Source organism: Variovorax sp. HW608 (genome assembly GCF_900090195.1).
Classification (GTDB): domain Bacteria; phylum Pseudomonadota; class Gammaproteobacteria; order Burkholderiales; family Burkholderiaceae_C; genus Variovorax.
Genome location: NZ_LT607803.1, coordinates 2,084,126 through 2,097,095 on the forward strand (window position 1 = coordinate 2,084,126; position 12,970 = coordinate 2,097,095).

Sequence of the window (12,970 nt, forward strand, 5' to 3'; positions counted from 1 at the left end):
ACGCGACCCAGGACTCAGCCGGTCCCCAGCGTGAAGGCAGCCAGTTCCCAGTCTCTGGTCTTCTCGTCGAGCCGAAGGACGTACAGGTTCCCGTCATCTGCATCGACTTTGAACCAGCGCTGTGTCGGCCCAAACCAGCGGTCAACGATGTCGCGTACGGCAAGCCGGCGCTCACCGAGCCAGAAGGCGAGAGGTTCCGGCTCGCCAAGATGGCCAGCGCAGCACTCGACATGAATTGCCATGGCTCACGATACCGCTGAAGCTTTCAGGATGGCGCGGTCGGGCGCTCGGCCGACGGTATGACCCTTCCTATCGGACGCCAACTCGCCGCTGGATTGATGGCCGGTGTCGCCGCCGTCGTCGTCGGCAGCAGTTGGCAACTCGTGTCGCGCCATGGAGTGACTACATCGCTCGGGCCGCTCGACATGGTGATGATGCGATACGGCGTTCCCGCGCTCCTTTTGAGCCCCCTGTACTTCAAAGCCGGCTTCATACCCCCGACGGCGTCGATCAAGACTTTGCTCATCATGGTGCTAGGCGGCGGACTCCCATTCGGACTGCTGGTATTGGCTGGCGCTCAATGGGCTCCTGCTGCGCATATCGGGCTCGCACTGGCGGGCGGAGTGCCCCTGTTCACTGCTCTTGGCGCCTGGCTGCTACGAGGCGAAAAGCTGGACGGCTGGAGGCTTCTCGGGCTGGGATTCATCGCCTCCGGCATGCTCGTCTTCGGCTTGAGCGCGTTTGGCGATAGCTCGGGGACATGGCGCGGTGATTTGCTGTTCGTGGCCGCGGCTGCACTCTGGGCGGCCTACTCTCTCTATTTCAGGCTCAGCGGGATGACGCCCTTGCAGGGTGCCGCATTCGTCAATGGTTGCTCGACCATCATCCTGTTGCCGATTCTGGCAATGACCGGAGTGCCCAAACTCGTCAGCGCACCTTGGGGTGACGTGGTGTTCCAGTTCGTGGGCCAGGGCATCGTTGCGGGCGTTCTGGGCGTCGTCACCTACACCGCGACCATCGCGCGCCTGGGCGCTGTTGCGGCATCGCTGACCCTTGCGGTGATTCCCGTGGTCACTGCGGCCGGAGCAGCTTGGTGGCTGCGCGAGGCGGTGACCGCAACGACGATGATTGCGATGGCCTTGGTGATTCCAGGGGTCGGTCTTGCGAGTGGCGCGTTGGCACTTTGGGCCAAGAGGACGACTTGAGACGAGAGCAGAATTCGGGCCGGATGGAGACTTCGATGCAGGTTCGAAGCCTTGAACCCTTCCACGCCAGGCGGCCGCCGGCCGCCCGGCCCCGGCCAGCCTACTCCGGCTTGATGCCGGCTGCCTTGACGAGCTTGCTCCACTTGGCAGTTTCGGCAGTGATGTAGGCTGCGAACTGCTCCGGTGTTCCGCCCATGACCTCGTTGCCCTGGCTGAGCATCTGCTTGCGGATCTCGGGATCCTGAAGCGCCTTGTTCACGACGCCGTTCAACAGCGTGACGATGGCCTTCGGCGTGCCAGCCGGTGCGATCAGGCCCTGCCAGTTCTCGACCTCGAAGCCCGGCACGCCGGCCTCGATCATCGTCGGGACGTCCGGGAACAGAGGCGAGCGCTTGGTGCTGGTGATGGCCAGGGCCCGCAGTTTCCCGGCCTGGATGTTCGGCGCCGCGGAATAGAGTTGCTCGAACATCAGGTCGACCTGTCCGCCCAGCAGGTCGGTCGTCGCCAGCGCCCCGCTTCGATACGGGATGTGGGTCATCGAGATCTTCGCGGTCGACTTGAACAGTTCACCCGAAAGATGGTGAGATCCGCCCAGGCCCCCCGATGCGAACGACAGCCTGCCGGGATGGGCTTTCGCCGCCTGGATGACGTCCTTCACGCTCTTGAAGGGCGAGTCGGGCCGCACCGTGAGGGCCAGGGGTCCCTTTTCGATCAGGCAGATCGGCACCAGGTCCTTGGCCGGGCTGAAAGGAAGCTTGGGAAACATCGCCTCGTTGACCGACAGAGGGGCGAAATTCCCCATCCCGATGACATAGCCGTCCGGCTTGGCCTTGGCGATGAAGTCGGTGCCGATGTTGCCGCCGGCACCCGGCTTGTTCTCGACGATGACCGGAACCCCGAGCTCCGCGGAGATGAAGCGCGCAATCTGCCGCGATCGCTGGTCCGAGCCGCCGCCGGCTGCGTAAGGGCAGATGAAAGTGATCGGCTTGGACGGATACTTTTCCTGCGCCCAGACGGGCGAGAGGACGGTCATCAGACCGGCGGCTTGAAGGATGGTACGTCGTTGCATTCGATGCCTCGGGATTTTCTGCTTGAAGTTTGAAGGATTCACGAGGCGTCCGACATTCCGGGCGAGGCCTCGCCCGGCGACTATATCGTGCGGCAGCGCAGTGACGACGGGACCGACGTGCCGGTGGCTTCACTTCCTGTTCGAGAACCACTTGGCGCGCAAGCGGTCGTAGGTGCCGTCGTCGTAGATCTTCAGCAATGCTTCATTGATCGGCTTGCGAAGCGCGCTGCCTTCGGCAACGGCGATGCCGTACTTCTGGGGCCGAAAGATCGGCCCCACCACCTGCACGGCACCGCTCGCCTGAGTCGCGGCCAGATACTGCAGCGTCGGCGAATCGTAGACAACGGCCACCACGTCGCCATGCGACAGCATGCGCACGGCATCGCCCAGATCCCTCGCAGGCACGAAGGGAAGGCCCCGCTGCGTCAGTTCGTCGCCCGCCACCGTTCCGGCGACGCTTGCGATCTTCTTGCCCGGAAGGTCGTTGATATCCCGGATGCTCGACTCCAGGCGCTCCACGGTCTGGATGGCGGTGACGGTGGCCGTCATCTGCGCGATCAACAGGACGCCGAGGAACCACATGGCGGCCACGGCGATTCGCTTCCATACGCGCGGGGTGTCGCGGTCACCATGCTCGCCGGTCGAAAAGATCAGCATGATTCCCCAGATTCCTTCTCCGACGGCCCTCCAGTAGGGTTTGCGAAAGTTCGGGTTGGCGTGACGCCTCTCGATCACCATGAGCACGTTGGCCATCACGAATATCAGGACGCTCCCGAAGCCGAACAACTCGCCCAGCGCGAGCCAGGGAAAGGAACGCAACGAGGCCAGGATGGCACCTTGGTGCGCAGCGCCAACCATGATCTGCAGCCCGGAGTCGAAGTAGGGAAACGAAAAATCCAGAAGCTCCTCACGCTCCGGCGTGATCGAGATCGCGGCGACGGCCACGTCTGCGTCACCTGCGCGCACGGCCTGAAGCAACTCGGGCACGGTGGAGACGACGAGCCATTGGTATTGGACATTGATGCGCCGCGCGACCTCGGCCCAGAGATCGATGCTGAATCCGGCCGGCGGATCCGTATCCGGAAGAACAAAGGGCGCGATGACCTTGGTGGCGACTCGCAGAGGCCTGTCAGAGAGCTTCGCAGACGTCTCGCAGAACGCCGGCAATGCGAGCATTGCCGACATCGCGAGCGCAACGGCAAGCGCAAAAGGTCTCGCGCGAGCTTTCACCGAGCAGCCGGCAGGACGATTCATGGACGGGAAATCATCGTGCAATCGTCATGCAGAGTAAAGCGTGCACGCCGAAGACAGCGTCGGAATCGAGATAGGCGTCGTCGCTGCGACCGAGCAGATGCACGGAAAGTCGAAGTCCCGGCCGACCAGGGCACGGGCATACAGGTAGTCGTTGAACGTGGCTCTGCCGAGTGCATTCAGATCGACCCTGCCATCCGCATCGCACTGAAACGCCAGGGCGCGTCCGGCATCCGACAGGGATTGATAGCGCAACTCATATTGGGTTCGGTCCATTGTCTCCGTGCTCATGACGCTCTCCTTTTGCAGCTGCAGCGATCTGCTGCCGCTTGAGCAACACGCTGCATGGCACGTGCCAGCCCGGATGCCCAGGCCCACAGGTGCAAGCCCCCTGCTGCTTCGACCGGAAATCGAACGTTCGACCGGAAATCGAACGTTCGGGCGTTCATTCCGGCGACCCGCCAGAGCTTCTCGTAAACCCCTAGCACCTCCTTTTGAATCAAGCACTTGCGCGGGTCGGCCGCGCGCTCTTCGCCTGCTGGCACAGGCGATGCGCAAGTGATCGCGAGCGCATCAACGCTCATTCGATCAATGGCCTATAGGAGACCCTTCATGGAAGTGCAATCACAAGTGCAGGTGATGGGCATCGATGCCGGTGGCACGATGACCGACACCTTCTTCGTTCGCTCGGACGGCCGCTTCGTCGTCGGCAAGGCGCAGAGCAACCCGGGCGACGAATCGCTCGCCATCTACAACTCGTCGCAGGATGCGCTGGCCCACTGGCAGCGCACGGTGGACGACGTCTATCCGGAGCTGGCGACCTGCGTCTATTCCGGCACCGCCATGCTCAACCGCATCCTGATGCGCAAGGGCCTCGACGTCGGCCTCATCTGCAACAAGGGCTTCGAGCAGATCCACTCCATGGGCCGCGCCCTGCAGAGCTACCTGGGTTATGCGCTGGAAGACCGCATCCATCTCAACACCCACCGCTACGACGAGCCGCTGGTGCCCGTCTCGCGCACGCGCGGCGTCACCGAGCGCACCGACGTGCAGGGCAAGGTCGTGATTCCGCTGCGCGAAGGCGAAGTTCGCCAAGCCACGCGCGAACTGGTGGAGGCCGGCGCCCAGGCCATCGTGATCTGCCTGCTGCAGTCCCACAAGAACGAGAGCAGCGAGCAGCGCGCCCGCGACGTCGCCAAGGAAGAGCTCGCCAGGCTGAAGGTGGACATCCCGGTCTTCGCCTCGGTGGACTACTACCCGTCGCGCAAGGAAAGCCACCGCATGAACACCACCATCCTGGAGGCCTACGGCGCCGAGCCCTCGCGCCAGACGCTGAAGAAGGTGAGCGACCGGTTCAAGAAGCACGGCGCCAAGTTCGACCTGCGCGTCATGGCCACGCACGGCGGCACCATCAGCTGGAAGGCCAAGGAACTGGCGCGCACCATCGTCTCGGGCCCGATCGGCGGTGTCATCGGCTCCAAGCTGCTCGGCGAGGCGCTCGGCGACGAGAACATCGCCTGCTCCGACATCGGCGGCACCAGCTTCGACGTGGCGCTGATCACCAAGGGCAATTTCGCGATCAAGTCAGACCCGGACATGGCGCGCCTGGTGCTGTCGCTGCCATTGGTGGCGATGGACTCGGTGGGCGCCGGCGCCGGCAGCTTCGTGCGGCTCGATCCCTACAGCAAGTCGATCAAGCTCGGCCCGGACAGCGCCGGCTACCGCGTCGGCACCTGCTGGCCCGAAAGCGGCCTCGACACCGTCTCGGTCTCCGATTGCCACGTCGTGCTCGGCTACCTCAACCCCGACAACTTCCTGGGCGGCGCCATCAAGCTCGACGTCGAGCGTGCCCGTCGGCACATCAAGGCCCAGATCGCCGATCCGCTCGGCCTGTCGGTCGAGGATGCCGCGGCTGGCGTCATCGAGCTGCTCGACCTGACGCTCTCCGAGTACCTGCGCGCCAACATCAGCGCCAAGGGCTACAACCCGGCCGAGTTCACCTGCTTCTCGTACGGCGGCGCCGGTCCGGTGCACACCTACGGCTACACCGGGGGCGTCGGCTTCAAGGACGTCGTCGTGCCCGCCTGGGCCGCCGGCTTCTCGGCCTTCGGCTGCGCCTGCGCCGACTTCGAGTACCGCTACGACAAGTCGGTGGACCTCGGTGTCGCCCAGCACGCCGCCGACGCCGACAAGGAAACCGCCTGCAGGACCCTGCAGGAGGCCTGGTCCGAACTGGCGGTCAAGGTCATCGACGAGTTCGTGCTCAACGGCTACAAGCCCGAGGACGTCATCCTGATCCCCGGCTACAAGATGCAGTACATGGGGCAGCTCAACGATCTGGAGATCGTTTCGCCCGTGACGAGTGCCGCTTCTGCGGCCGACTGGAACCGGATCGTCGACGCCTTCGAGACGACCTACGGCCGGGTCTACGCGAGTTCCGCCCGCTCGCCGGAACTGGGCTTCTCGATCACCGGCGCCATCCTGCGCGGCATGGTCGTGACGCAGAAGCCGGTGCTGCCGGAAGACGCCGTCGCCGGCCCGACCCCGCCCCAGGAGGCCTATCTCGGCACCCGGCCCTTCTACCGCCACAAGAAGTGGGTCGATGCCGCGCTCTGGAAGATGGAAGCGCTCAAGGCCGGCAACCACATCACGGGCCCCGCCATCATCGAATCGGATGCCACCACCTTCGTGGTGCCGGACGGTTTCGAGACCACGGTCGACAAGCACCGCCTGTTCCACCTCAAGGAAACCAAGTAAGGAGACACGCCATGAACATGATGAGCAACAAGGAATTCGGCCTCGGCGATCTGCTGGGCAACGGCCAGACCCTCAAGCAGTTCCGCGACGGCATCATCGAGCGGACCCAGGCCACCGGCCACTACAACGGCCTGGAGCAGCTCGCGTTCCGCGACAGCGATCCGATCGGCTACGAGAAGCTGTTCTCCAAGCTGCGCGGCGGCCTCGTGCATGCGCGCGAAACCGCCAAGAAGATCGCCGCCAGCCCGATCGTGGAGCAGGAGGGCGAGCTCTGCTTCACGCTCTACAACGCGGTCGGCGACTGCGTGCTCACCTCCACCGGGATCATCATCCACGTGGGCACGATGGGCGCGGCGATCAAATACATGATCGAGAACAACTGGGAGGCCAACCCCGGCATCAACCCCGGCGACATGTTCACCAACAACGACTGCGCCATCGGCAACGTGCACCCCTGCGACATCGCCACCATCGTGCCGATCTTCTGGGAAGGCCGGCTGATCGGCTGGGTCGGCGGCGTGACCCACGTCATCGACACCGGCTCGGTGACGCCGGGCTCGATGTCCACCGGCCAGACCCAGCGCTTCGGCGACGGCTACATGATCACCTGCCGCAAGACCGGCATCAACGACGAGCCGCTGCGCGACTGGCTGCACGAGTCGCAGCGCTCGGTGCGCACGCCGAAGTACTGGATCCTCGACGAGAAGACCCGCATCGCCGGCTGCCACATGATCCGCGAGCTGGTCGAGGAAGTGATCCGCGCCGACGGCATCGAGGCCTACCAGAAGTTCGCCTACGAGGTCATCGAGGAAGGCCGGCGCGGCCTGCAAAGCCGCATCAAGGCGATGACCCTGCCCGGCAAGTACCGCAAGGTCTCCTTCGTCGACGTGCCCTACAAGCACGAGGACGTGCAAGTCTCCAACGCCTTCGCCAAGCTCGATTCGATCATGCACTCGCCGTGCGAGATGACCATCAAGGCCGACGGCAAGTGGCGCCTCGACTTCGAAGGCGCCAGCCGCTGGGGCTGGCACACCTTCAACGCGCACCAGGTGGCCTTCACGTCCGGCATCTGGGTCATGATGTGCCAGACCCTGGTGCCGACCCAGCGCATCAACGACGGCGCCTACTTCGCCACCGAGTTCCGCCTGCCCAAGGGCACCTGGTGCAACCCGGACGACCGCCGCACCGGCCACGCCTACGCCTGGCACTTCCTGGTCTCGGGCTGGGCGGCGCTGTGGCGCGGCCTCGGCCAGTCCTACTTCAGCCGCGGCTACCTGGAGGAGGTCAATGCCGGCAACGCCAACACCTCCAACTGGCTGCAGGGCGGCGGCATCAACCAGGACGGCGAGATCCATGCGGTCAACAGCTTCGAGGCCAGCTCCTGCGGCACCGGCGCCTGCGCCGTGAAGGACGGCCTGAACCACGCCGCCGCCATCTGGAACCCGGAAGGCGACATGGGCGACATCGAGATCTTGGAAATGGCCGAGCCGCTGCTCTACCTGGGCCGCAACGTCAAGGCCAACTCCGGCGGCTACGGCAAGTACCGCGGCGGCTGCGGCTTCGAGACCCTGCGCATGGTGTGGAACGCCCAGGACTGGACGATGTTCTTCATGGGCAACGGCTTCATGAACAGCGACTGGGGGATGATGGGCGGCTACCCGTCCGCCACCGGCTACCGCTTCGAGGCGCACGGCACGGGTCTCGACAAGCGCATCGCGATCGGCGACTCGCTGCCCCTGGGCGGCGACCTCGACCCGTCCGCCCCGGACTACGAGCGCCACATCGACGCCACGGCCGAGGTCAAGCGCGACAAGCAGTGCATCACCACCGAGGACTGCTACGCCAACCACGACCTCTATCTGAACTACCTGCGTGGCGGCCCCGGCTTCGGCGACCCGATCGATCGTGAGCCGAAGGCGATCGAGAATGACCTTAACCAGAAGTTCCTGTTGCCGGAATACGCGCAGAAGGTCTATGGCGCCGTCTTCACGCAGGACGCCAAGGGCGTGTTCACGGTCGATGCGGCAAAGACCCAGGCCCGCCGGGCCGAGATCCGCAAGGAGCGCCTGGCCCGTGCCCTGCCGACCCGCGAGTGGATGAAGGAAGAGCGCGAGCGCATCCTCAACAAGCACGCCTCGATCCAGGTGCAACACATGTTCGCCACCAGCTTCGCGCTGTCCGGGAAGTTCACGAAGCAGTTCAAGGACTTCTGGAGCCTGCCTGCCGACTGGGAACTGCGCGAGGAAGAGCTCGGCGTGCCGTCCTATGGCGCCAAGCACCGCATGGACCTGTCGCTGCTGCCCGACGTCAAGACCGTCGTGCAGGTCGAAGAGTAATCACGCAATCAAGGAGTCAAGCAAATGTCCTCTTACACCAACGAACAGGTCTCCCACCTCGTCGACGGCACCCTGGACTGGGAAACCACCTTCCGCATGCTCTCGATGCCGAAGGACCAGGGCCGCTTCGCGCAGTACCTGGCGTCCCTGCAGGCCAAGGTGACATTCAAGGATCGCATCGTGCTGCCGCTCGGCCCGCACCTCTACATCGTGCAGGACGCCAAGACCAAGCGCTGGGTCACGAAATGCGATTGCGGCCACGTCTTCTGCGACTGGCGGGAGAACTGGAAGCTGCACGCGAGCCTCTACGTGCGCGACACGGACGAGGCGATGACCGAGGTCTATCCCAAGCTGATGGCCCCGGACACCCAGTGGCAGGTGTATCGCGAGTACTACTGCCCGAGCTGCGGGACCATGCACGATGTCGAGGCCCCGACGCCCTGGTACCCGGTGATCCACGACTTCGAGCCGGACATCGAGGCCTTCTACAAGGACTGGGTGAATCTCCCCCTCCCGGCACGCGCAGACTGAGACGGTGGGACTGAGTCACGGGGCGGCGCATCGCGCCGCCCCGTGCACTATGATGCAAGCGATCTAGGCCGGGTCACACGGCCATTGGAGACAAGCATGAGTCCCGACGGCCAGAGTTTGTTTTCGGACCCCCGCGACGAAGCGGCGGTGATGGCGGCGTGGGCCTCGTTCCTGAGCGGCGACGAGCGGCCGGCCGAGGCCTTGCGTGCGCTGGTGGACGCCTCATGGCAGCGCTGCCTCAGCGCGCAAGTCGACCCGCGTGCACGCGGCGGCCCGCAGCCGCTGTCCGACGGCGAGCTGTTCCTGCTGCGCGAACGCCAGCGCGAGCTGCTCGAAGCCAGCGCGCCGGTGATGGCATGCGCGCACGACTTTCTCGCCGAGACCGGCACGCTGATGGCGCTGGCCGACACCCATTGCACCATCCTCAGCACCGAAGGGGATCTTCCCGCGATCGATTCGGCCGAAACCATCCACCTGATGCCTGGCGTGACCTGGTCCGAAGTCATCTGCGGCACCAACGCGATCGGCACCGCGCTGGCCGTGGGGCAGCCGGTGCAGATCCACAGCGCCGAGCACTTTTGCGAAGGCATCAAGCGCTGGACCTGCTCGGCCACGGTGCTGCGCCATCCGCTGGACGGCGAGATCGTCGGCGTGCTGGACGCCTCGGGCCTGTCGCGGACCTACAGCCGGCAGACGCTCGCCCTGGTCGTCACGGCGGCCAGCCGGATCGAGAGCCGTCTCGCAGCCAGCGAGATGGAGCGCCGCTACCGCCTGCTCGAGCATGCGATGGGGCGGCTCTCCGGCAGCGACGGCGTGGTGCTGTTCGACCGGCGCGGCAATCCGATCAAGGCGAACGAGCATGCGGCGTTGGCGATCGACGCGGCCGGGGGCCACATCGACCTGGCGAGCGGCCGGCGGATGCCCGAGTTCGCGGCGCGCCCCCACGGCCGGCAATGGGCGCACGGGACCTTGCCGCCCTGGGTCCGACATGAGTGGCTGGAACCCATGGTGGTCAAGGGCGAGCATCTCGGTACGCTGCTGGTCGTGCCGCCAGCCTTCGGGCGTCGGGGCGCGTCCGTTGCCGCGCCTCGCATCGATGCCGCATCCGACGCCTTCGCCGGCATCATCACCGCCGACCCCGGCCTGCGCGACGCAGTGGCCAAGGCCCGCCAGCTGACGCGCACGCGCACACCGGTGCTGCTCTTGGGCGAGACCGGCGTGGGGAAGGAAGAGTTCGCGCGCGGCATCCACGGCAGCAGTGGCGGAGCGTACGTCGCACTCAACTGTGGCGGCCTGTCGCGCGAACTGCTGGCCAGCGAGCTGTTCGGTTATGCCGACGGTGCATTCACCGGCGCGCGCAAGGGCGGCATGATCGGCAAGATCGAGGCCGCCGATGGCGGGACCCTGTTTCTCGACGAGATCGGCGAGATGCCGATGGACATGCAGCCCAACCTCCTGCGCGTGCTCGAGCAGGGCGAGATCTATCGGCTGGGCGAGAACGCCCCACGCCGCGTGAACTTCCGCCTCGTCGCCGCGACACACCGCGACTTGCGCCAGGAGATCGCGGCGGGGCGCTTCCGCATGGATCTGTTCTACCGGATCGCCGTCACGAGCCTTCGCATTCCGCCGCTGCGCGAGCGGCAGGGCGACATCGAGCTGCTGGCGCGCCACTTCCTCGAGCGCTTCCGGCAGGCGCACGGGCAAGGGCCGGCCGACATAGCGCCTGACGCGCTGCAGGCGCTGCGGTCCTACCCATGGCCGGGCAATGTGCGCGAGCTGCGCAATCTGATCGAGGGTGCCGTGCTGCTCTGCGAGGGCCCCAGCGTGACGCGCGATCATCTGCCGCGCGAGTTCCTGGAGTCACTGGAGGTCGCCGGGCCGGGATTTGAAAGTCCTGCGGAGACCGTTTCGATGGCCGAGGGCGAGGAAGTGCTGATCCGGCGCGCCATCAGCGCGAGCGACGGCAATCTCACCTTGGCCGCGCGCAGGCTGCAGATCGCCAAGAGCACGCTGTACGCGAAGATGCACCGCTACGGGCTCTCGCGATAGATAGAGACGAGCTTCCGCTTGCCGCCCTCGGCCCGCGGACTCTGACAGCAAGCGTCACGCATCCGCAGGTTCACTGCCGGCCATCATGCGCGCCAGGAACTGGGCGAATTGCTCGCGTTCCTCGGACGAGAACATGCTGAGCAGGCGCAGCTCGGCCTGCGCATGGTCCGGCATGGCGCGGTCGGCAAGCCGGCGGCCCTTTGCTGTGAGGCTCACGAGCACGCCGCGGCCGTCATTGGGGTCGTCCGTGCGCTGGATCCAGCCATTGAGTTCCAGGCGCTTGAGCAGGTTCGACAGTCCGCCGGACGTGAACAGCAACCTGGCCTGCAACTGGGACGGCGTCATGCAGTAGGGGGCGCCCGACACCCGCAGGGTGGCGAGCACGGCGTATTCGAGGTACTTGAGCCCGTGCGGCGCGAGCGCCGAATTCACCGTCTGCAGCACCACGCCCTCGAGATGAAGCAGCCGCCCGACGACCTCCTTGCCGGAGCTGTCGAGGTCGGGCCGCTCGGCGCGCCATTGAGCGATGCCGCGACCGACCAGATCGTCTGATTTGCGGCGCGAGCCCGTCCGATTCTTGTGCGAAGGCGTAGCGCGTGCGTCCATGCCGCGATCATCGCAGAGACCGGACGCCCGACTCGAACGGGAAAACCCCAAGTAGCTTTCATGAAAGCTATCTTGAAAGATATGCGGAAACGATCTACGCTAGTCAAACTCCCACTCGAGAGGTGCTCATGAAGTACTTTCCGCAACGTGTCCTGATCGCCGGTGCCGTGGCCACCAGCCTCCTGCTGTCGATCCCAGCGCGCGCCGAGGAACTCGCCGTCGGCATCTTCGGCGGCTCGTTCGCCGAGGACTCCAAGGCGTGTCACATCGGCGAGTTCGAGAAGAAGACCGGTGCCAAGGTGGCGCTCAAGCTCGGGAGTTCCGCGCAGTTCGCGGCCGGCATTCGCGCGACCGGCGGCAAGTCCGACTTCGACGTCGTCTACATCGACAACTCGCTGGCCACGCAGCTGAAGAACGAAAAGCTGCTCGAGACCATCGACCGCAGCCAGCTCTCCAACGCGAAGGAGATCTCCCCGCGCGCCTTCGACAAGGACAACCAGTACGTCGTGTTCATGACCGGTGCCACCGTGCTCGTCTACGACACCAAGCAGGTCAAGACGCCGCCCACGTCGTGGAACGACCTCTACAAGCCCGAGTTCGCGGGCAAGCTGGCCATCGGGGACATCAGCGGCACCTCGGGGGCGCAACTGCTGATGGCGCTGAACAAGCTCAAGGGCGGCACGCTCGAGAATATGGATGCGGGCTTTGCGGCGATCAAGCCGCTCGCCAAGGAATCGGTCACGCTGTACACGCAGGCCGATCAGATCGTGTCGCTCTTCGAGCGCGGCGAGATCACGATGGCGGTGTGGTACCCCGACCGGGCCGGCTCGGCCATCGACAAGGGGCTGCCGCTGGCGGTGGCCTACCCGAAGGAGGGCGCCGTTGGCATCTTCCCGGCGCTGGTGATTCCGAAGGGCGCCAAGTCCCCGGCGCTGGCGCTCAAGTACATCGACGAAGTGCTCTCGCGCCAGGGGCAGACCTGCTTTGCCGAGCGCAAGTATGCAGGTCCGGTCAACACGCTGGTGAAGCTGTCGGACAAGGCGGCGAAGATCGTTCCGAACGGGCCCACCTTCGACGCCATGTGGTTTCCGGACCCCGAGGCCGTCGTGAAGGGTCTGCCCGAGTGGACCCGCCGCTGGCAGCGCGAAGTGGCGCGTTGACCGGGG

11 protein-coding genes are annotated in these 12,970 nt (G+C 65.4%); 6 read left to right on the forward strand and 5 right to left on the reverse strand.

The features are described 5' to 3' along the window. Positions 1-14 precede the first annotated feature (14 nt). Complete coding sequence (locus VAR608DRAFT_RS09655; protein ID WP_088953874.1) at positions 15-242, reverse strand: hypothetical protein; 228 nt, start codon at positions 240-242, stop codon at positions 15-17. 57 nt (positions 243-299) lie between these two features. On the opposite strand from VAR608DRAFT_RS09655, the gene VAR608DRAFT_RS09660 reads away from it, so the two are divergent. Further along, the gene (locus VAR608DRAFT_RS09660; protein ID WP_088953875.1) at positions 300-1,205 is read left to right on the forward strand and encodes a DMT family transporter; all 906 of its coding nucleotides are present in this window, start codon (positions 300-302) and stop codon (positions 1,203-1,205) included. A gap of 100 nt (positions 1,206-1,305) precedes the next feature. On the opposite strand, the gene VAR608DRAFT_RS09665 is transcribed toward VAR608DRAFT_RS09660, so the two are convergent. The 3 genes from VAR608DRAFT_RS09665 to VAR608DRAFT_RS09675 all read right to left on the reverse strand — a co-directional run bounded on the left by VAR608DRAFT_RS09665 (position 1,306) and on the right by VAR608DRAFT_RS09675 (position 3,816). Further along, the gene (locus VAR608DRAFT_RS09665) at positions 1,306-2,274 is read right to left on the reverse strand and encodes a Bug family tripartite tricarboxylate transporter substrate binding protein (protein WP_088953876.1); all 969 of its coding nucleotides are present in this window, start codon (positions 2,272-2,274) and stop codon (positions 1,306-1,308) included. Positions 2,275-2,403: 129 nt separating this feature from the next. After that, the gene (locus VAR608DRAFT_RS09670) at positions 2,404-3,528 is read right to left on the reverse strand and encodes a transporter substrate-binding domain-containing protein (protein ID WP_088953877.1); all 1,125 of its coding nucleotides are present in this window, start codon (positions 3,526-3,528) and stop codon (positions 2,404-2,406) included. 24 nt (positions 3,529-3,552) lie between these two features. Beyond that, a complete protein-coding gene (locus VAR608DRAFT_RS09675; protein WP_088953878.1) occupies positions 3,553-3,816 on the reverse strand; it encodes a hypothetical protein in 264 nt (87 codons plus the stop codon). 321 nt (positions 3,817-4,137) lie between these two features. Between VAR608DRAFT_RS09675 and VAR608DRAFT_RS09680 the strand changes: the two genes are divergently transcribed. From VAR608DRAFT_RS09680 to VAR608DRAFT_RS09695, 4 genes are all read left to right on the forward strand, one after another. Next, on the forward strand, positions 4,138-6,282 hold the full coding sequence (locus VAR608DRAFT_RS09680; RefSeq protein WP_088953879.1) for a hydantoinase/oxoprolinase family protein: 2,145 nt from the start codon (positions 4,138-4,140) through the stop codon (positions 6,280-6,282). Positions 6,283-6,293: 11 nt separating this feature from the next. Beyond that, the gene (locus VAR608DRAFT_RS09685) at positions 6,294-8,618 is read left to right on the forward strand and encodes a hydantoinase B/oxoprolinase family protein (protein ID WP_088953880.1); all 2,325 of its coding nucleotides are present in this window, start codon (positions 6,294-6,296) and stop codon (positions 8,616-8,618) included. Positions 8,619-8,642: 24 nt separating this feature from the next. Beyond that, positions 8,643-9,149 (forward strand): acetone carboxylase subunit gamma, encoded by a 507-nt coding sequence (locus VAR608DRAFT_RS09690; RefSeq protein WP_088953881.1) that lies wholly within the window; start codon positions 8,643-8,645, stop codon positions 9,147-9,149. A gap of 96 nt (positions 9,150-9,245) precedes the next feature. Beyond that, entirely contained in the window at positions 9,246-11,198 is a 1,953-nt protein-coding gene (locus tag VAR608DRAFT_RS09695; RefSeq protein WP_088953882.1) for a sigma-54-dependent Fis family transcriptional regulator, read from the forward strand. Between the two features lie 54 nt (positions 11,199-11,252). On the opposite strand, the gene VAR608DRAFT_RS09700 is transcribed toward VAR608DRAFT_RS09695, so the two are convergent. Beyond that, the gene (locus VAR608DRAFT_RS09700; RefSeq protein ID WP_088953883.1) at positions 11,253-11,804 is read right to left on the reverse strand and encodes a MarR family winged helix-turn-helix transcriptional regulator; all 552 of its coding nucleotides are present in this window, start codon (positions 11,802-11,804) and stop codon (positions 11,253-11,255) included. 128 nt (positions 11,805-11,932) lie between these two features. Between VAR608DRAFT_RS09700 and VAR608DRAFT_RS09705 the strand changes: the two genes are divergently transcribed. Next, positions 11,933-12,964 (forward strand): ABC transporter substrate-binding protein, encoded by a 1,032-nt coding sequence (locus VAR608DRAFT_RS09705; RefSeq protein ID WP_088953884.1) that lies wholly within the window; start codon positions 11,933-11,935, stop codon positions 12,962-12,964. Positions 12,965-12,970 lie beyond the last annotated feature (6 nt).